The organism is Streptomyces sp. NPDC088746, from assembly GCF_044751065.1.
GTDB lineage: Bacteria > Actinomycetota > Actinomycetes > Streptomycetales > Streptomycetaceae > Streptomyces.
The window spans coordinates 68,253-86,920 of the sequence record NZ_JBIVLA010000001.1 but is presented as its reverse complement, the minus strand read 5'-3'; the positions used below and the strand labels follow the sequence as shown (position 1 = coordinate 86,920).

Sequence of the window (18,668 nt, the reverse complement as noted above, 5' to 3'; positions counted from 1 at the left end):
CGGGGTTCATGACGTCCTCATGAACTTTACCTTGGTCGGCCAATTATTGGGTTACAGTGGCCGGGCGCCCAGTTACTTGGCCGACCATGTAAATGTCTCGGAGGCTTACATGACCACCGTTTTCGACCCCGTCGACCTCTCCGGCACCCAGCTGGCCAACCGCATCGCCCTCGCGCCGATGACCCGCAGCAGGGCCGGGGACGGGGGTACCGCCACCGACCTCACCGTCGACTACTACACCCAGCGCGCCTCGGCCGGACTGATCATCACCGAGGGCATCCAGCCCTCCGTGGTGGGCCAGGGATACCCCTCCACCCCGGGCCTGCACAGCGCCGAGCAGGTCACCTCCTGGCGCAAGGTCACCGACTCCGTCCACGCGGCGGGCGGCCGGATCTTCGCCCAGATCATGCACGCCGGCCGGATAGGCCACCCCGTCCTGCTGCCGGACGGGCTGATCCCGGTGGCACCCTCCCCGGTCGCCGCACCCGGCCAGGTCTACACCCAGGCGGGCCCCAAGGACTTCGTCGAGCCGCACGAGCTCACCGACGCGGAGATCCGCGCGACCATCGGCGACTTCGTCACGGCCTCCCGCAACGCGATCGAGGCCGGCTTCGACGGCGTCGAGCTGCACGGAGCCAACGGATACCTGATCCAGCAGTTCCTGGCCCCCAACACCAACCTGCGCACCGACGAGTGGGGCGGCTCCGACGCGGCCCGCATCCGCTTCGCCGTCGAGGTGGTCAAGGCGGTCGTCGCCGAGATCGGCGCCGAGCGGACCGCGATCCGCGTCTCGCCGGGAAACCCCTACAACGGCATCGAGGAGCCCGAGCCGGACGCCGTCTACACCGCGCTCGTCGCGGAGCTGGAGCCGCTCGGACTGGCGTACCTGCACGTGCTGGAGCAGGCGGACGGCCGTGAACTGACGCTCGCGCTGCGCAAGCAGTTCACCGGGACCCTCGTCCTCAACGTGTTCTCCGACGGGCCGACCGGCCCCGAGCACCACACGGTCGTCGACGACGGAATCGCGGACATCATCTCCTACGGTGCCCTGTTCCTCGCCAACCCGGACCTGCCGGCCCGGCTGAAGGCCGGCGGCCCCTTCAACACCCCGGACCCGTCGACCTTCTTCGGCGGCGACGCGAAGGGCTACACCGACTACCCGGCGCTCGGCGCCTGAGCCGGAGAGCCCCTACGCCGAGTCCCGGCGCACCAGTTCGGTGGGGAGGATGACCGCGGCCGGGTCCTCCCCGCCGATCTGTGCCAGCAGCACCCGCACCATCTCGGCGCTGATCCGGTCCCACGGCTGGCGGACCGTCGTCAGCTCCGGGCGCGCCGCGAGCGCCGCGGGCGAGTCGTCGAACCCGCCGACCGCGATGTCCTGCGGCACACGCCGGCCGGCCCGCTCCAGCGTGCTCAGCACCCCCTGCGCCATCAGGTCCGACGCGACGAACACCGCGTCCACGTCGGACGCCTGCTCCAGCAGCAGCGCGGCCGCCGCTTCTCCGCCCGCCCGGCTGTAGTCGCCCGGCACGATCAGTGCCTCGTCGACCGGCAGCCCGCACTCCACGAGCGTCTCCCGGTACCCCGCCAGCCGGTCCACACCGCCCGGGGTGTCCAGGGGCCCGGTGACCGTGGCGATCCGGCGGCGCCCCGACTCGTACAGGAAGCGCACCATGTCCCGGGCGCCGTGCCGGTCGTCCGCGGCCACGTAGCTGACCCGCGACCCCTGTCCGAGCGGCTTCCCGCAGGCCACCAGCGGCACCCCGGCCTCGTGCAGCTGCGCGGCGACCGGGTCTCCGGAGTGGCTGGAGACCAGAAGGACCCCGTCCACGTGCCCGGCGATGTAGCGCATGTTGCGGCGCCGCTCCGCCTCCGTACCCGCGATCATCAGGAGCAGCGGGATGTCGTGCGCGGCGAGCGCGGTCGTGCAGCCGCGCAGCAGCACGTTGAAGTTCGGGTCCTCGAAGAAGCGCTCCTGGGGCTCGGTCAGCAGGAACGCCACCGAGTCGGAGCGTCCGGTGATCAGGGACCGGGCGTGCCGGTTCACGGTGTAGCCGGTCCGCCGGATGGCGGACTGAACCGCGTCGAGCGCGGCCGGGCTGACGTTGTGACCGCCGTTGAGCACCCGGGAGACCGTGCCCCGGGAGACACCGGCCTCCCGGGCGACGTCGTGGATCGTCGGCGGCCTGCGGCGTCCCGCGCCGTTCTGTTCTGTGCGGCTCATGTTGCATGATCTTTCATCAAAGGTCGCCCTGTTGAGGAGCAGTCAGGACTTTACGGCGCCGGAGAGCAGGTCCAGGCTCCAGAACCGCTGGATCACCAGGAACAGGGCGATCAGCGGGATGATCGCCAGCAGCGCGCCCGTGATGACCAGCGTGTAGAGCGCCGGGGTGTTGGCGCCCTGCTGGAGCAGCGTGTACAACCCCAGGGTCACCGGGAACTTCTCGTCGTCGCCGAGCATGATGTAGGGCAGCAGGAAGTTGTTCCAGACCGCCACGAACTGGAACAGGAACACCGTCACCAGCCCCGGCAGCATCATCGGCAGCGCGATGGTCCGGAAGATGCGCCACTCGCCTCCGCCGTCCATGCGCCCGGCCTCGATGACATCGGCCGGCACGGCGGCGGCCGCGTAGATCCGGGCGAGGTAGACGCCGTACGGGGAGAGGATCAGCGGCAGCAGGACCGAGAGGTACGAGTCGGTCATGTCGGCCTCGGCCAGCAGCAGGTACTGCGGCACGGCCAGGATCACCGGGGGCATCAGCACCCCGGCGAGCAGGATGTTGAAGACCGTCTCCCTGCCGCGGAAGCGGTACACCGCCAGGGCGTACCCGGAGACCGCGGACACCGCTGTGGACAGCAGAGCGCCCACCCCGGCGTAGAAGGCCGAGTTGGCCATCCACTTCCAGTAGACCCCGTCGCGGTACTCCGTGAGGTCGGCGACGTTATCGGCGAACCCGGAGCCGGGCAGGAAGGTGAAGGTGGAGAACAGCTCGCCGCCGGACTTCGTCGAGGCGACCAGGACCCAGACGACGGGCAGCAGGCAGTACACGGCGCCGAGGAGCAGCGCGGCCGTGGGGACGAGCGGGGGACGCCGGCGGCCGGGGACGGCGAGGGACGGGTTGCTCATCGGGAGTCTCCCTGCTTCGTACGGGAGTTGGCCGCCCTGAGGAAGCCGAAGGACAGGGCGAGGGTGGCGAGGGCGATGATGACCGCCTGGGCCGCCGCCGCGTGGATGTCGTTGTTGACGAAGGCGTCCTGATAGACCTTCATCAGCGGACTCCAGGTGGTGGACAGCGAGTTGGTGAGCGGCTTCAGCGTGGTGGGCTCGCTGAAGACCTGGAGCGTCGCGATGATCGAGAAGAAGAAGGTCAGGATCAGCGAGGGCGCCACCATGGGGATCTTGATCCGCAGCGCGATCTGGAGCTGCGAGCAGCCGTCGAGCCGTGCGGCCTCGAAGATCTCTGCGGGGATCGCCCGCAGCGAGGTGTAGATCACGATCATGTTGAAGCCGGTGCCGCCCCACACCGCGATGTTGGCCAGCGAGAGGTACAGCGGCCCGCCGTCCAGCAGATCGGGCTGCGGGAGCCCCACCGCGTCGAGCATGTACAGGAAGGGGCTCACGTCGGGCAGATAGAGGAAGCCCCACATCAGCGCGGCGATGACACCCGGGATCGCGTACGGCAGGAAGATCGCCAGCCGGGTGAAGCCGCGCAGCCGGAGCCCGTCGGTGTCCAGCAGCAGGGCGAAGAGCAGGGCGAGACCGAGCATCACCGGTACGACGATCGCGCCGTAGCCGAGGATGCGCAGCGCCCCGTGCAGCAGCTCTGAGTCGGAGAGCGCGTCGGTGTAGTTCGAGAGCCCGGCCCAGATCTCCTCCCGCGCGCCCTTGCCGAGGCCGAGCCCCTTGACCTCGGTCCGGCGGAAGCTGAGGTACACGGCGTAGCCGATGGGGAGGGCGAAGAAGAGCAGGAACAGGAGGGTGGCGGGGACCAGGAAGGCGTACGGGGCGCCCTTGACCCCGTACACCTTCCCGCGGGGTGTGCGAGTCACTCCGAGACTCCGAAGCCCTGCTTCTTCAGGTCCGCGACGGTGGCGTCCTGCATGGCGGTCAGCGCGGTGCCGAAGTCCGACCTGTTCTTGGCCGCCGCGGCGAAGTTGTCCTTGAAGGCGCTGTACGCGACGTTGACGTTCGGGCCCCAGGCGGCCGGGGCGGTGCCCTGGGCGATCTCGGCGGCCTCGGTGTAGAAGCCGGGCTGGCCGGAGAAGTAGTCCGGCGCCTTCGAGAGCGCGCCGCCGGTCTGGGCGGCCGTGGCGGCGGGGTAGATCCCGCCCTCCTTCACCAGTGCGGCGAGTGCCGTCGGGTCCGTGTTCAGCCACTTCGCGAAGGCCGCGGCGGCCTTCTTGTCCTTCGAGTCGTTGGTGACCGCCGTGGAGGAGCCGCCCCAGCTGCCGGTGACGTTCTCGCCCGCCTTCCACTGGGGGAGCGGGGCCATGGCCCACTTGCCCTTCGTCTCGGGCGCGGCCGTGGTCAGGGTGCCCGGCGCCCAGACGGCGCTGACCCAGGCGACCTGCTTGCCGGTGTTGAGCGCCTTGTTCCAGGCCGGGGTGTACATCGGCTGGTTGTCGATGGCTCCCTCCTCGACCAGGCCGCCCCAGAAGTCGGCGACCTTCTGGGTGGCCGGGTCGTCGATGGCGACCTTCCACTTGTCGCCGCCCGTCGTCCACCACTTCGCGCCCGCCTGCTGGGCGAGGCCGGCGAAGAGGCCCGAGTCGTTGGACGAGAAGGTGGTGAGGTCCTTGTCCGGCGCCTTCTTCTTCAGCGCGCGGGCGGTCTCGGCGAACTCGTCCCAGGTGGTGGGCACGGTCAGGCCGTACTGCTCGAAGAGGTCCTTGCGGTAGTAGAACATCAGCGGGCCGGAGTCCTGCGGCAGGGCGTACAGGGCCTCCGAGCCGAGTGTCGTCTGCTGCCAGATACCGTCGGCGAACTCGTCCTTCGCGTCGCCCGCCTCCTCGGATATGTCGGCGAGGACGTCGTTGGAGACCAGGGTGGGAAGTGCCTGGTACTCGGCCTGGACCAGGTCGGGGGCCTTGTGGGCCTTCGCCGCCGTGATGATCTTGGTGACCAGGTCGTCTCCGGACGCCTGCTTCTTCACCGTGACGGTGATGCCGGCCTCCTTGCCCGGGCCCTTGTTCCAGATGTCCGCGACCTTGTCCATGCCGGGCGCCCACGCCCAGTAGGTCAGCGAGGCGGGCCCGGAGGAGGCCGGCTCGTCGCCGCCGTCCGAGCCGCACCCGGAGAGCAGGGCGGTGGCGGTGAGTGCGGCGGCTGTGGACACCGCGACGGTGCGGTATTTCATGGTTTCTCCCCTGACGAGATGAACAGGCACTGAGGGCCTTTCGTTTGGATCATGCCGGGCTCGCGGGGTCTGGCACGCGCATCTGCCGCGTTGTCGTCGGTCGCCAACGCTCCGCGTCGACTCCCTCCTCCGCCTTGCAGCTGCACGCACCGGACCCCGCTCCCTGATCCGGCCTGATCCAAACGAAAGGCCCTTGGCGGACCGGCCGGAACGGCGCTGTGAGCGTTCACAGTAGAGAAACGAAACCGACACTTGTCAATGGTTGTTGCTGTGCGGTTATGTTGGCCCTGCGCCGCCGAGAGTGTGTGTGCACGTTCCCAGAAGTTGTCCAAAAGAGCCAGGAGCTGTCCATGCCGCACTCAGAACCCACGCCGTACCCGGTCGGTCTGCACAAGCTGGCCTTCGGCGGCGACTACAACCCCGAGCAGTGGCCCGAGGAGGTCTGGCACGAGGACGTACGCCTGATGCGGGAAGCCGGCGTGACCATGGTCAGCGTCGGGATCTTCTCCTGGGCGCTGCTGGAGCCCGAACCGGGCACCTACGACTTCGGCTGGCTCGACCGTCTCCTGGACCTGCTGCACGTCAACGGCGTCCGCGCCGACCTCGGCACCCCCACCGTCGCACCGCCCGCCTGGTTCTACCGCGCCCACCCCGAGGCTCTCCCGCTCAGCCGCGACGGGGTGCGCCTCGCCTTCGGATCGCGCGGCGCGATCTGCCACAGCTCGGCCCCCTACCGCGCGGCGGCTGCGAACATCACCGAGCAGCTCGCCCGCCGCTACGCGAACCACCCGGCCCTCGCGATGTGGCACGTCCACAACGAGTACGGCGTCCCCGTCAGCGCCTGCTACTGCGACAACTGCGCCGCCCACTTCCGCCGCTGGCTCACCGCCCGGCACGGCTCCGTCGAGGCGGTCAACGAGGCCTGGGGCACCGCCTTCTGGGGCCAGCGCTACCGCAGCCTCGACGACATCGACCCGCCCCGCACCACCCCGACCGTCGGCAACCCGGCCCAGCAGCTGGACTACGCCCGCTTCGCCGACGCCACCATGCGGGAGAACTTCACCGCCGAACGCGACATCCTGCACCGCCTCGCCCCCGGCATCCCGGTCACCACCAACTTCATGACCGCACTCAGCCAGTGCGACTCCATCGACTACTGGGCCTGGGGCCGCGAGGTCGACCTCGTCACCAACGACCACTACCTGATCACCGACGGCCGCCGCACCCACGTCAACCTCGCCATGGCCGCCGACCTCACCCGCTCGGTCGCGGGCGGCGCGCCCTGGCTGCTCCTGGAGCACTCCACCAGCGGCGTCAACTGGCAGCCCCGCAACCCCGCCAAGCGCCCCGGCGAGATGGCCCGCAACAGCCTCGCCCACGTCGCCCGGGGATCCGAGGGCGCGATGTTCTTCCAGTGGCGGCAGTCCCGGCGCGGCGCCGAGAAGTTCCACTCCGCGATGGTCCCGCACGCCGGCACCGACTCACGGATCTGGCGCGAGGTGAGCGCGCTCGGCGCCGGACTCGGCCTGCTGGAGGGCGTCCGGTCGACCCGGACCGTCGCCGACGTGGCGATGCTCTGGGACTGGGAGTCCTGGTGGGCGCAGCGCCTGGAGTGGCGCCCGAGCGAGGAGCACGACGCCCGCGAGCGCGCCGACACCTTCTACGCCTCGCTCTACGACCAGCACCTCACGGTCGACTTCGCCCACCCCGGTGCCGACCTGTCCGCGTACCCCCTGGTCGTCGTCCCCGCCCTCTACCTCGCCACCGAGGAGACCGGCCGCAACCTGCGCCGGTACGTCGAGAACGGCGGCACCCTCGTCGTCTCGTACTTCTCCGGCATCGTCGACACCGACGACGCGGTGCACCCCGGCCCGTACCCGGGCGCGCTCCGGGACGTCCTCGGCCTGACCGTCGAGGAGTTCTCCCCGCTCGGCGAGGGCGGCACCGTCCGCCTCATCACCCCCGAGGGAGCCCCCGAAGGCCCGGAGCTGACCGGCGACGTCTGGTCGGACGTGGTGATCCCGCGCGGCGCCGAGACCGTCTGGTCGTACGCCGACGGCATCCCGGCCGGCCGGCCCGCCGTCACCCGCAACCGGCTCGGTGAGGGCACCGCCTGGTACCTCTCCACCCGGCTCTCCGGCGCCGGCCTGGACACCGTCCTGGCCCGTGCCGCCGCCGACGCCGGCATCGAACCGCGCACGAACCTGCCGTACGACGTCGAGGTCGTGCGCCGCACCGGCGACACCGGCAGCTACCTCTTCGTGATCAACCACTCCGACTCCGACGCCGGCGTGGCGCTGGACGCCCCCGGCACCGAACTCCTCACCGGCGAGCCCGCCGTGGACAAACTCGCCGTTCCGGCGGGCGCGGTCCGCGTCGTACGCCTCGACGGCTGAGGCGCACCCCCCTGTCACACCCCCGTTACCCCGCACAACTGTCGAAGGGACATCGACGATGTACGGAACGACGCACACCCGCGCGAAAGCGGCCGGGACGGTGGCCGCACTCTCCGGTCTCGTGTTCGCCGCGCTCCCCGCCCAGGCCGCCCACGCGGCCACCGCCCCCGTCAACACCGGCTTCGAATCGGGTGCGACGGGCTGGTCGACGTACTCGGCCGGCGGACACAATGCCGCCTCGTTCACCGAGGCGGGCGGCCACGGCGGCAGCACCCGGCTCAGCCACTGGTCGGCCTCGGCGTACAAGGTCGAGACCTACCAGTACCTGAGCGGCCTCACCGACGGCACGTACACCCTGAGCGCCTGGGTCCGCTCCGGCGGCGGCCAGAACTCCGCCTACATCGCCCTGCGCAACTGCGGCGCCACCGAGCAGCGCACCGACCTGCCGCCGACCGCGAACGGCGACTGGGTCCGGCTGGTCACCTCCGTCAAGGTCACCGGCGGGGCCTGCACGATCAGCCTCAACTCCGACGCCCATGCGGGGGAGTGGGCCAACTTCGACGACATCACCTTCACCCCCGGATCCACCGGACTGAGCGTCCGGGGCGGTGACCTCTCCACCCTCCCGAAGAACGAGGCGCACGGCGCGACGTACAGCGACGCGAACGGCAGGGCCGGGGACGCCATGAGCATCCTCAAGAGCTCCGGGATGAACTATGTACGCCTCAAGGTCTGGGTGAACCCGGCCGACGGCTACAACGACAAGGCCCACGTGCTCGCCATGGCCAAGCGTGCCAAGGCCCTCGGCATGAAGACGCTCATCGACTTCCACTACTCCGACGCCTGGGCCGACCCCGGCAAACAGAACAAGCCCGCCGCCTGGGTCGGACACGGCTACAGCCAGCTGCGCACCGACGTCTACCACCACACCTACGACGTGCTGAACGCGCTCAAGGCCCAGGGCACCACGGCCGACATGGTGCAGATCGGCAACGAGATCAACGGCGGCATGCTCTGGCCGGAGGGCTCCACCGACAACTGGTCCCAGCTCGCCGGCCTCCTCACCTCCGGGGCGGACGCCGCGAAGGCGGTCTCCGCCACCACGAAGGTGGCGCTGCACCTCGCCAAGGGCGGCGACAACGCGGGCACCCGCCGGTGGTTCGACAACGCCGTGGCGCAGAAGGTGCCGTTCGACGTCATCGCCCTCTCGTACTACGCCTACTGGCACGGCTCGCCGGCCGAACTCCAGACCAACCTGGACGACGCCGCCTCCCGCTACGGGAAGCCGGTGCTGGTCGCCGAGACCGCCTACGCCCATACGCTCGCCGACGACGACGGCCTGGAGAACAACGTCGCCACCGCCGACCAGCTGGTCACCGGCTACCCGGCGACCCCGGCCGGCCAGGCGGCGAACCTCCGGGACGTCATGAACGTCGTCGAGGCCGTCCCGAACGGCCGGGGACTCGGCGCCGTCTACTGGGAGCCGGCGTGGACCGCCGTCACCGGCAGCGGCTGGGACCCGGCCGACCCGGCGTCGGGCAACGCCTGGGAGAACCAGGCGGTGTTCGACTACGACGGCAGGCTGCTCCCGGCGGCGAAATGGTACTCCCACCGCTGACGGCTACAGCGGCGCACCGTGCCACTTCCACGAGGTGACGCGGTCGCGGCCCGGCAGATCCGCACGGCCGGTGGACCACAGCAGCACGGTCCACCGGTCGTCGTCGTCCGGGGCGTCGGGGAAGAGCCGCGCCAGCACCCGGTCGCAGAGGTCCCGGGGCGGGGCCCAGGAGAGCGACAGCCCCGCGGCGACGTCGTGGGTGTGCACCAGGGTCTCCACGACGCCCATCGCGGCGAAGCCCTCCGGGTCGGAGACGCCGTGCGAGTGGTAGGAACGGAGACTTGGAGACGCCGTGCGCACCATCGCGGTCAGGAGGGCGCCACTGGCCTCCAGCGTCTGGAGCAGGCCGGCGGTCCCCGCCTCCGGATTCGCGAAGATCGAGTTCCAGGGGCCGCCCTCGCGGTCCGGGGCCCAGCGGTAGGGAACCTCGCTCTCCAGCGAGGGCGTGCGCGGGCCGAGCTGGACGGCGTACGCGAAGAGGTCGTCGCTCAGATGCTCCACGGTCTCCCAGCAGTCCCACGCCAACGTCCCCGCCGGGACGCGCCAGTCGTCCGCCGGGGACTCCGCGAGGGTGTCGACCGCGAGCCGCACCGCGAGCGTCACGTCGTCGGCGGTGACGGGCATCCGCGTCCCGCTCAGTGCCGCACGCTCGGCCGCACCGCACTCCACGCAGAACTCGTTGCCCTCCGGATCCGCCAGGGTCGCCCAGCCCCGCCCGTTCGGCTTGCGGTGGTCGGCGACCAGGGTGGCGCCGAGAGCAAGCAGCCGCTCGACCTCCTCGTCACGGGTGCGGTCCTCGGGCCGGACGTCGAGATGGACCCGGTTCTTGACGCCCTTGGGCTCCGGCACCGTGACGAAGAGCAGCGCCGCCCCCGGCGCCTCCACGAGCGCCTCGGGATCACCGGGCGAGTCGTCGTCGGAGACGGGCGAGCTGAGTACCTCGGCCCAGAATCCGGCCAGCTTGTAGGCGTCGGCGCAGTCGATGGTGATGTGCTGTACGAGCGAAGTCATGGCCGTCACTGTCGCCGCTGACCCCTGCCGAGGTCCAGCGAATTGACCCGCCTCAGGTCATTGGGAAGTTGAGGACGGAAAGCCGGTCGATTTGACCGATTTAGCCGTCCGTATTCTCCCAACGACCCTTACTTCCAGTCCGCGCTCGGTGCCGAGAGCCCCCTGTAGGCCGTGCCCTGCATCCGAATCCGGTGGTAGCCGGGCAGCTTCCCGTCCTGGACCGAGTCGGCCTCGTCTGGTGGAAGTGATGGTCCTGGCAGGGGTCGGTACACCTCAGGACGCCGTCGAAGCGGTCGTGCGCGACTACATCGCCCGGGGGCACCGCACCGAGGCGCGCACCGAGCGCACGGACCAGAGCCTGCGCGAGGTCGAGGTCAAGCCGCAGGAACCTCAAGCCTGACCGGTGAGCACTAGCCGGTGGCGTCACTCATGTCCAGCACCTCGGCCGACGCGGGCGGCCGGATGTCCAGCGGCTTGTCGAAGTCACCGAACGACGTGGTGGTGACCTGCTTCCCGCTCTTGTACACGGCCTTCAGCAGATGCGGCTCGCCCTCGGTGGCGACATAGAAGGTGTACGTGCCTTCTTTGTCCGAGGGATCGGTCACGTTCAGCCCGAGCGCCTCCCGGCCGCCGATGCGGGTGGCCTCACCCTTCGTCGCCGTACCGAAGGACTCGAACGGCCGGGTGCACTGGGACAGCCCGCCGCCCGGCTTCGACTCGGCGACGGGTACCTTCGCCCATTTGCCCGGCCGGGCGGTGCCGAGATCGGTGCCGCTCCACGTCTCCAGGTACGCCTTGTCCGGGCGGACGTAGTCCGTCTCGCCGATCCGGATCTGCTCCAGGGTGCCGCTCCTGGAGAAGGTGTTCTTCACCTGGCACCGGTTCTTCAGATCGGTGGTCATCCGCCACGTCACATGGTCGTCACCGACCGTGTTGGTGATCTCGATGCTGAGGGAACTCAGCTCGCTCATCCGGGTGTTGGCCTCGTCGAGCAGTTCCGCCGCCGACTTCTGCGCGGGGCCGTCGTCACCACCCCCGCACCCTGCGAGCGCGACCCCGGCCAGCACGGCCGTCAGTGTCACCGCAGTCGTCCTGTGGATCGTTCGCATAGGGCCCCCCACCTCTCCACCGTGCACACGATCACGACCATGATCGGCAGTGGCAGCCTAGCAATGGCCCTGTGGCTGCTCGCCGCTCAGGCGGTGCCGAACGCCCCTGCCTTGACGCCGACCACGAAGGAGGCGAAGGAGGCGGCGGGCAGGGCCAGGACGGGGCCGGCCGGGTTCTTGGAGTCGCGGACGGGGACGACGCCGTGGGGGGCGGCGAGGTTGGCGGCGACCTCGACGCAGTTGCCGCCGTTGTCGCTGTAGGAGGACTTGATCCAACGGGGGGTCTCGGTCGTCATTGTGTGCCCTTTCGTACCTCTTTGATCATGGCCACCGATGCCGTCTGGGACAGCGCTTCGGCCTGTAGTTGATGGTAGGCCGTCAAGAGAGGGAGTACGGAGGGCACATCACGTTCCAGATGTCCGCGAATCTGGGATTCCGCGTACGCGATCACGGACAGGTCCGACAAGGTCAACAGGTTCATCGGGAGGTTGAACGGGCGACGCTCCCCTATGTCGTACGGCGCCACCTGAAGCACGATGTTCGGCAGCTCGGCGAACTCCAGCAACCGGTCGAGTTGGGCGTCCATGACCTTGTGTCCGCCGACCCGCCTGCGGATGCAGCTCTCGTCCATGACCACCAACATCATGGGTGGGCGGGGCCGGACCAGTGCCGCCTGCCGTTCTGCCAGAAATGTGACCCGCTCGGTTGCTTGCTCCGACGTGATGGCTCCTCGTCGCACAGCGCTGTCCGCGAGACACCGGGCGTACTCCGGTGTCTGAAGCAGCCCGGGAATGATCCCGATCTCGTACAGCCGGATCTCTGCTGCTCGCCCCTCATGTCCCACGTACTGAGGGAAGCCCTCCAACAGCGAGCCGTGCCGGATCTCGCGCCACTGACGCTCGAACGTGTCAGCACTGCCACCAGTGCCGAAGGCGAGGTCGAGACTGCGCGAGAAGCGAAGAGTTGGAACCTTGCGTCCAGTTTCCACGGCCGAAATATGCGTGCCGGAGTAGCCCGTTCGCGCGGCAAGATCTTCCTGCTTCCAACCATGGGATTCCCGTGAGCTGCGGACACGTGCTCCGAATGCGGCTTCTGGGCTGCTCTCGGGGACCAACTCCTTGCGGTTCACTGACCTGTTGCCTTCTTTCCGTTCGTATCCAACAGGTTGAACGGATATCGACTCTAGGCCACGCTGAGCCGCCTTGGTAGTGGAATGACTACGGAGTGGAGTCGCGATGGCTGGGACATACGTTCCCGTAAGCGAGCAGGAACCCCCACAACCCCCGCCCCCCGGCGCCCTCGTCGTGGACACCACCCGCGATGACCGTGTGGGGGAGTTCCGAGGAGTCGCCGGCCCCTACTGGTCACTGCGCCCGGCCCAGGGCGGCGCCGAATGGGAGGCGGATCCGGCGTACGTACGGCTCGCGACGCCCATAGAGCGGCTCCGCGCGGAGAACGCGCGATGCAATGCCCGGAGCGAAGGGCGATTTCTGTGAGCTGCCGAAATGACGACCTGTTCGTCTCGTTCCCTCTGAAGGCTCCGGAGCCCGTGCCCGGGTGTCCTGGCTGCGACCGTCTCGTGTGCGCGGAGAAGCTGGCCGACAAGGAGGCCGACCCGTCCAGGGCGACGGATGAGCGCGTCAGGCTCCGTATCCATCTGGAGGCGGAACACGGCGTCGCGAACCAGTTCGGCCAGGTGGATGGCCGGGTCTTCTCGTGGCGCCGGGCGGGACTGCCTAGTCCAGCGCCGCGCACACCGTGAACGGTGCCAGGATCAGTGCGGCCGAGCCGAGCCACCTGCCGAGACGGTCACCACGCCGCAGTGGCACGACCACGTCCACCGTCAGGATCAGAACCAGCATGAGCAGCCCGGTCACCGACAGCATGAACATCGCAGGGCCCGCGTAATCAAGAGTGGTGTACTCGCAGTCGGCATGCCCGGGGCGGCCCACGTCCTTCATGCTCCGGCAGCTCATCGGCAGGTACTCGGTCAGCAGCCACCACGCGAGGTCGAGCGGGACCATCGCCGGTACGCCGAGAGCGAGGTTCACCAGGCCAGGTGCCCAGAGGCCGCCCCTCGGCCGCCTGCCACGGCCGGTGTCCACGGCACTCCCCGCCACGGCCTCGCCCCCCTTCTCGTCCCTCGTCGCCAGGAGAGATGCACCAGGCCCGCCCGGCGGTTCCGTGCCCGCCCACGGTCGGTCAGCCGCTGACAGACAGGCTGTGAACCCGAAGACCACCGGTGTCGCGTTCCACGGGCCCGGCGTCCGAGGCGCACCCGGGGCGGTGACAACCGTATGGACACAGAGCTCCCTGGCGGAAGCCAGCGGGGAGCCACGGGCCCGGGCACGCCGAAGGGGCGGGACGCGTGATGCGTCCCGCCCCTTCCGACCGTCGTACGTGCCTACTTCACCGGGGTGAAGTCACGCGCCCCGATGAACTCGGGCCGGCGGATCGGAGCCGCGTAGGGCTCCTGCGCCGTGTTCTCCACGCTGTTGAAGACGATGAAGACGTTGCTGCGCGCGTAGGGGGTGATGTTGTCCCCGGAGCCGTGCATCGCGTTGCAGTCGAACCAGGTCGCCGAGCCCGCCTTGCCGGTGAAGAGCTTGATGCCGTGGCGGTCGGCCATCTTGGTCAGCACTTCGTCGGACGGGATGCCGGCGTCCTGCATCTGCAGGGACTTCTTGTAGTTGTCCTTCGGCGTCTCGCCCGCGCAGCCGACGAACGACTTGTGCGAGCCGGGCATGATCATCAGCCCGCCGTTGGTGTCGTAGTTCTCGGTCAGCGCGATCGAGACCGACACGGTCCGCATGTTCGGCAGACCGTCCTCGGCGTGCCAGGTCTCGAAGTCCGAGTGCCAGTAGAAGCCCGAGGCGCCGAAGCCCGGCTTGACGTTGATCCTCGACTGGTGGACGTACACGTCGGAGCCCAGGATCTGGCGGGCCCGGCCCACCACACGCTCGTCGCGGACCAGGTTCGCGAAGACCTCGCTGAGCTTGTGGACCTCGAAGACGGACCGCACGCTCTGCGACTTCGGCTCGATGATCGAGCGCTCGTCGGCGCGGACCCGCGGGTCGGCGATCAGCCGGTCCAGCTCCGCGTGGTAGCCGGCCACCTCGTCGGGCGAGATGAGCTGGTCGATGGCGAGAAAGCCGTCGTGCTCGAAGGACTGGAGGTCCTTCGCGGCGATCGGTCCCGGCGCGCCCGGCGCGGACCAGATGACCGGGTCCTGGCGGGGAGTGGTCATCTCGGCGGCGCCGCGCGAGGGGTACAGGTCGGCGCGTACATCGGTGGTCATGGTTCAGCCCTCCTCTGTCAGCAGCGGGTATACACCGTTCTCGTCATGGTCCTCCCGTCCGGTGACGGGGGGGTTGAAGACGCACACGCAGCGGAAGTCGGTCTTCGGCCGCAGGGTGTGGTGCTCGTGCCCGTTCAGCAGGTACATCGTCCCGGGGGAGATCCAGTGCTTCTCGCCGGTCTCGTCGTTGGTGAGCTCGGCCTCGCCCTCGGTGCACAGAACGGCCTCGATGTGGTTCGCGTACCACATCGACGTCTCCGTGCCCGCGTACAGCACGGTCTCGTGGAGCGAGAAGCCCACCTTCTCCTTGGCGAGCACGATGCGCTTGCTCTCCCAGGTACCTGAAGCGGACTTGATGTGCCGGTCGGTGTTCTCGATGTCACTGAAAGATCGGACGATCACGGTGGGGTGGTGCCTTTCTCTTCTGTCCTGCTCTGTGGTGCCTGCGCGGGTGCGTACCCCTGCTCAGGCGGTCTCGCGGACGGACCGGGCCAGCGTGCGCAGGCCCTCGTCCAGCTCTTCGGGGGTGATGGTCAGCGGCGGCAGCAGCTTGACGACCTCGGACTGCGGGCCGGAGGTCTCCAGCAGCAGCCCCAGCTCGAAGGCACGTGCGCAGACGGCGGAGGCGCGCGCGGGGTCGGTGAACTCCAGGCCCCAGACGAGGCCGCGGCCACGGAACTGCGCGGTCGGCTCCTCGCCGCAGATCGCCAGCATCGTCTGCTCGACCTGCTCGCCGCGGGCCAGGGTCTGCTTCTCCATCTGGCCGTCGGCCCAGTAGGCGTCGAGCGTGGCGGCGGCGGTGACGAAGGCCGGGTTGTTGCCACGGAAGGTGCCGTTGTGCTCACCCGGCTCCCAGATGTCCAGCTCGCCCTTGAAGAGGCAGAGCGACATCGGCATGCCGTAGCCGCTGATGGACTTCGACAGCGTGACGATGTCCGGGACGATGCCGGCCTCCTCGAAGGAGAAGAAGCCGCCGGTACGGCCACAGCCCATCTGGATGTCGTCGACGATCAGGAGCATGTCCTGGCGGTGGCAGAGCTCCTGGAGGGCGCGGAGCCACTCGGCGCGGGCGACGTTGATGCCGCCCTCACCCTGGACGGTCTCCACGATCACGGCGGCGGGCTTGTTCAGCCCGGAACCCTGGTCCTCCAGGAGCCGCTCGAACCAGATGAAGTCGGGAACGGTGCCGTCGAAGTAGTTGTCGAACGGCATCGGGGTGCCGTGCACCAGCGGGATGCCGGCTCCGGCGCGCTTGAAGGCGTTGCCGGTCACGGCGAGCGAACCGAGCGACATGCCGTGGAAGGCGTTGGTGAACGAGACGACGGACTCGCGGCCCTTGACCTTGCGGGCGAGCTTCAGCGCCGCCTCGACGGCGTTGGTGCCGGTCGGGCCGGGGAACATCACCTTGTAGGGCAGGTCACGCGGGCGCAGGATCACGTTCTCGAAGGTCTCGAGGAACGCCCGCTTGGCCGTCGTGGCCATGTCCAGGCCGTGGGTGATGCCGTCGCGCTCGATGTAGTCGATCAGCGCGCGTTTCAGCACCGGGTTGTTGTGGCCGTAGTTCAGTGAACCGGCACCGGCGAAGAAGTCGAGGTACGAGTGTCCGTCCTCGTCGGTGAGCCGGGCGCCCTGCGCGCGGTCGAAGACTGCGGGCCAACCGCGGCAGTAGCTCCGTACTTCCGATTCCAGGGTCTCGAAGACGCTCAGTGCGGGCGGGGTGATGGTCACAGCGGATCTCCTGCTCGAGGGGGGTGTGACGGGCGGCGGGTCAGGCAAGCCCGGGGAATCCGCGCCCGGGCGGGGCGCGGAGGGGCGCTGAGAGGCTCTAGAACGGACCGATGCGGTAGAGCACCTCCGGCAGGTGCGACCCCTCGGGGAACAGCGCCCCCTCGAAGAGCACCTCGCGCTCCAGTGGCACGTCGTGCCGCTGCGCGAAGGACGTGAACAGCCGGTCGGAGGCGGTGTTGTCCGGGGTGACGGTCGTCTCGACCGAGGCCAGGCCCTGGTCGGAGGCGACACGGGAGGTCAGCGCGTCCAGCAGCGTGGCCGCCAGTCCCTTGCCGCGGTGGGCCTGGTCGACGGCCACCTGCCAGACGACGAGCGTCTCGGGGCGGTCGGGGCGGATGTATCCGGTCACGAAGGCGATCGGGTCGCCGTTCTCGTCGCGGGCGACCACGGAGGTCGCCGCGAAGTCACGACACCACAGCAGGTAACTGTACGAGGAGTTGAGGTCCAGTACCTCGGAGTCGCGGGCAATGCGCCAGATCGCGGCTCCGTCCTCCACTCGCGGGGTGTCGATTCTGAGGAATTCGCTTCGGGCACTTGCAAAATCTGCTGGTGCGGCGGTCATGCGAATTGAATTTACCCAGCAAAAATCAAAATTGCATCGTCGCAGGGGGTTGGGTCAGCGGCCTCGTTGTGCTATCACGCGGGCGCGGGCTGGGTCCGACCGGGGGGCGATTTCGCTAGTCTTGTCCGGAATTTAACGGCCATAACGGACTCGGTGTGGGGTCGGTCACATCGTTGTAACTCTCCTGAGATCCGTTCGCATTGCGTAGGCCGATCGAGTGAAAACTGTGGCGTTTAGCCTCGGGGAACGGGGGAAGAAGAATGCGGGGAGCTGCTCCCGATAAAGCAGCTCCCCTTTTACGTCGATTGAATTGCCGAACTTGCAGGCTTCAATTAATTCAGTCGTTCTGCCAGGTTTCCGCGACGGCTTCGCGGGAAGCCTCGATATCGGTCTTCCGGCCCGCCTCGCCGAGCGCGGCGCCCAAGGCGGCCAGCGAGGACAGCACCGTGTCCCGCGTCGCGTGCACACCGTAGTGATTGACCCGGATCATCTCCTTGGACAGAGCCCCACCGCCCGCGATCAGCGGCAGCGAGGAGTCGGCGGCGAGCGCCCGGCCGACCAGTGCCGAGGCGTCGAGATCCGCCGGCACGCGCAGTGTCGTCGCGACCGGAGCCGCGTCACGCGCGTCATGGACGTACGGCTCCAGCCCGCCGCCGAGCGCCGTGGCGCCCGCCCGGGTCGCCGCTGCCGCCGAGGCGTGCCGCGCCATGACCGTGTCCGCGCCGTCCGCCTCGATCCGCTCCAGACACGCGTCGAGCGCCAGCATCTCCAGCTGCGCGGGCGCGTGCGGCAGCGCCTTGCGGCCGCCGTCGATCCAGCGGGCCTTCCAGTCCAGCAGTGAGAGGTACGATTGCCGCGGGGCCTGCGGGTTGGCGGCCATCCGCTCCCACGCCCGCGCGCTCACCGACACCGCGGACACCCCCGCCGGGCCGCCCATGGCCTTCTGCGCGCCGATGACGCACAGGTCCACGCCCCAGGCGTCGACCAGCAGCGGCTCCGCGCCCACCGACGCGACGGCGTCCACCATGAACAGGGCGCCGTGCGCCCGCACGACCTCGCCGATCTCCGCGACCGGGTTGGTGTTGCCGGTCGCCGCCTCCGCGTGCACGAGCGAGACGAAGTCGATCGCGGGATGCTCGGCCAGCGCGCGCTCGACCTGCTCGGCGGTGACCGCCGTGTGGAACGGCACCGCCAGGTCGACGACCTCGGCGCCGCAGTCGCGCAGCCAGTCGCCGAAGGTCTGGCCGTACGGTCCCGTGACGATGTTCAGCGCGGTCGAACCGGGACGGGCGCCGCCCCGGATGCAGCCTTCGAGGGGCAGCAGCGCCTCGCCCTGCATGATGACGACGTCCTGCCCGGTGCCGAGGAGGGCGGCCACCCGCCGCTCGATCGCTGCGAAGCGCGCGGCGGTGAGCGGGGCGAGGTCGAGGAACGGGTGTGTCACGGTGGTGCTCTCTTCGGGTCGGCCGGTGCGCTCTCAGCGCCTGCGTCGAGGGTACTAAGCGCCCCCCTGCTCCCCGGCCGGACGG

At 69.4% G+C, this 18,668-nt stretch carries 19 protein-coding genes; 5 read left to right on the top strand and 14 right to left on the bottom strand.

The features are described 5' to 3' along the window. Nucleotides 1-109 precede the first annotated feature (109 nt). Nucleotides 110-1,177: an alkene reductase gene (locus ACIP63_RS00435; protein ID WP_401510052.1), complete on the top strand. Its 1,068-nt coding sequence runs from the start codon at nucleotides 110-112 to the stop codon at nucleotides 1,175-1,177. 12 nt (nucleotides 1,178-1,189) lie between these two features. On the opposite strand, the gene ACIP63_RS00430 is transcribed toward ACIP63_RS00435, so the two are convergent. The 4 genes from ACIP63_RS00430 to ACIP63_RS00415 are packed head-to-tail and all read right to left on the bottom strand — an operon-like array spanning nucleotide 1,190 to nucleotide 5,357. Further along, nucleotides 1,190-2,224 carry a LacI family DNA-binding transcriptional regulator gene (locus ACIP63_RS00430; protein ID WP_401510050.1) on the bottom strand — a complete coding sequence of 345 codons (1,035 nt, stop codon included), beginning with the start codon at nucleotides 2,222-2,224 and terminating at the stop codon, nucleotides 1,190-1,192. Between the two features lie 42 nt (nucleotides 2,225-2,266). Next, the gene (locus ACIP63_RS00425; protein WP_401510049.1) at nucleotides 2,267-3,127 is read right to left on the bottom strand and encodes a carbohydrate ABC transporter permease; all 861 of its coding nucleotides are present in this window, start codon (nucleotides 3,125-3,127) and stop codon (nucleotides 2,267-2,269) included. Next, a complete protein-coding gene (locus ACIP63_RS00420; RefSeq protein ID WP_401510046.1) occupies nucleotides 3,124-4,050 on the bottom strand; it encodes a carbohydrate ABC transporter permease in 927 nt (308 codons plus the stop codon). The genes ACIP63_RS00425 and ACIP63_RS00420 overlap by 4 nt, the downstream gene beginning before the upstream one ends. Further along, nucleotides 4,047-5,357, bottom strand: a complete 1,311-nt coding sequence (locus tag ACIP63_RS00415) for an ABC transporter substrate-binding protein (RefSeq protein ID WP_401510044.1) — start codon at nucleotides 5,355-5,357, stop codon at nucleotides 4,047-4,049. The genes ACIP63_RS00420 and ACIP63_RS00415 overlap by 4 nt, the downstream gene beginning before the upstream one ends. Before the next feature lie 350 nt (nucleotides 5,358-5,707). Here ACIP63_RS00415 and ACIP63_RS00410 point away from each other — a divergent pair, with 350 nt between their 5' ends. Then, a complete protein-coding gene (locus tag ACIP63_RS00410) occupies nucleotides 5,708-7,753 on the top strand; it encodes a beta-galactosidase (RefSeq protein WP_401510043.1) in 2,046 nt (681 codons plus the stop codon). 58 nt (nucleotides 7,754-7,811) lie between these two features. Further along, the gene (locus tag ACIP63_RS00405; protein WP_401510041.1) at nucleotides 7,812-9,371 is read left to right on the top strand and encodes an arabinogalactan endo-beta-1,4-galactanase; all 1,560 of its coding nucleotides are present in this window, start codon (nucleotides 7,812-7,814) and stop codon (nucleotides 9,369-9,371) included. A gap of 3 nt (nucleotides 9,372-9,374) precedes the next feature. Here the strand turns inward: ACIP63_RS00405 and ACIP63_RS00400 are convergent, their stop codons facing one another. After that, nucleotides 9,375-10,382, bottom strand: a complete 1,008-nt coding sequence (locus tag ACIP63_RS00400) for a VOC family protein (protein ID WP_401510040.1) — start codon at nucleotides 10,380-10,382, stop codon at nucleotides 9,375-9,377. 247 nt (nucleotides 10,383-10,629) lie between these two features. On the opposite strand from ACIP63_RS00400, the gene ACIP63_RS00395 reads away from it, so the two are divergent. Beyond that, nucleotides 10,630-10,782 carry a DUF2191 domain-containing protein gene (locus ACIP63_RS00395; protein ID WP_401510038.1) on the top strand — a complete coding sequence of 51 codons (153 nt, stop codon included), beginning with the start codon at nucleotides 10,630-10,632 and terminating at the stop codon, nucleotides 10,780-10,782. Between the two features lie 10 nt (nucleotides 10,783-10,792). Here the strand turns inward: ACIP63_RS00395 and ACIP63_RS00390 are convergent, their stop codons facing one another. The 3 genes from ACIP63_RS00390 to ACIP63_RS00380 form a co-directional block, all read right to left on the bottom strand. Next, on the bottom strand, nucleotides 10,793-11,464 hold the full coding sequence (locus ACIP63_RS00390; RefSeq protein ID WP_401510036.1) for a hypothetical protein: 672 nt from the start codon (nucleotides 11,462-11,464) through the stop codon (nucleotides 10,793-10,795). A gap of 113 nt (nucleotides 11,465-11,577) precedes the next feature. Further along, nucleotides 11,578-11,787, bottom strand: coding sequence for a DUF397 domain-containing protein (locus ACIP63_RS00385; RefSeq protein ID WP_401510034.1), 210 nt, complete (start codon nucleotides 11,785-11,787; stop codon nucleotides 11,578-11,580). Continuing rightward, nucleotides 11,784-12,620: a Scr1 family TA system antitoxin-like transcriptional regulator gene (locus tag ACIP63_RS00380; protein WP_401510032.1), complete on the bottom strand. Its 837-nt coding sequence runs from the start codon at nucleotides 12,618-12,620 to the stop codon at nucleotides 11,784-11,786. Before ACIP63_RS00380 ends, ACIP63_RS00385 begins: the two co-directional genes overlap by 4 nt. A gap of 106 nt (nucleotides 12,621-12,726) precedes the next feature. Between ACIP63_RS00380 and ACIP63_RS00375 the strand changes: the two genes are divergently transcribed. Continuing rightward, a complete protein-coding gene (locus ACIP63_RS00375) occupies nucleotides 12,727-12,987 on the top strand; it encodes a hypothetical protein (protein ID WP_401510031.1) in 261 nt (86 codons plus the stop codon). A 240-nt stretch (nucleotides 12,988-13,227) separates the two neighbouring features. On the opposite strand, the gene ACIP63_RS00370 is transcribed toward ACIP63_RS00375, so the two are convergent. The 6 genes from ACIP63_RS00370 to ACIP63_RS00345 form a co-directional block, all read right to left on the bottom strand. Then, a complete protein-coding gene (locus tag ACIP63_RS00370) occupies nucleotides 13,228-13,542 on the bottom strand; it encodes a hypothetical protein (RefSeq protein WP_401510029.1) in 315 nt (104 codons plus the stop codon). A gap of 353 nt (nucleotides 13,543-13,895) precedes the next feature. Next, on the bottom strand, nucleotides 13,896-14,789 hold the full coding sequence (thpD, locus tag ACIP63_RS00365) for an ectoine hydroxylase (RefSeq protein ID WP_401510028.1): 894 nt from the start codon (nucleotides 14,787-14,789) through the stop codon (nucleotides 13,896-13,898). 3 nt (nucleotides 14,790-14,792) lie between these two features. After that, nucleotides 14,793-15,191 (bottom strand): ectoine synthase, encoded by a 399-nt coding sequence (locus tag ACIP63_RS00360; RefSeq protein ID WP_099176037.1) that lies wholly within the window; start codon nucleotides 15,189-15,191, stop codon nucleotides 14,793-14,795. 63 nt (nucleotides 15,192-15,254) lie between these two features. Beyond that, nucleotides 15,255-16,517 carry a diaminobutyrate--2-oxoglutarate transaminase gene (ectB, locus tag ACIP63_RS00355; protein WP_401510027.1) on the bottom strand — a complete coding sequence of 421 codons (1,263 nt, stop codon included), beginning with the start codon at nucleotides 16,515-16,517 and terminating at the stop codon, nucleotides 15,255-15,257. Nucleotides 16,518-16,614: 97 nt separating this feature from the next. Beyond that, a complete protein-coding gene (gene ectA, locus ACIP63_RS00350; protein WP_401510025.1) occupies nucleotides 16,615-17,139 on the bottom strand; it encodes a diaminobutyrate acetyltransferase in 525 nt (174 codons plus the stop codon). A 337-nt stretch (nucleotides 17,140-17,476) separates the two neighbouring features. Continuing rightward, nucleotides 17,477-18,583 carry a pyridoxal-phosphate-dependent aminotransferase family protein gene (locus tag ACIP63_RS00345; RefSeq protein WP_401510023.1) on the bottom strand — a complete coding sequence of 369 codons (1,107 nt, stop codon included), beginning with the start codon at nucleotides 18,581-18,583 and terminating at the stop codon, nucleotides 17,477-17,479. Nucleotides 18,584-18,668: the final 85 nt, after the last annotated feature.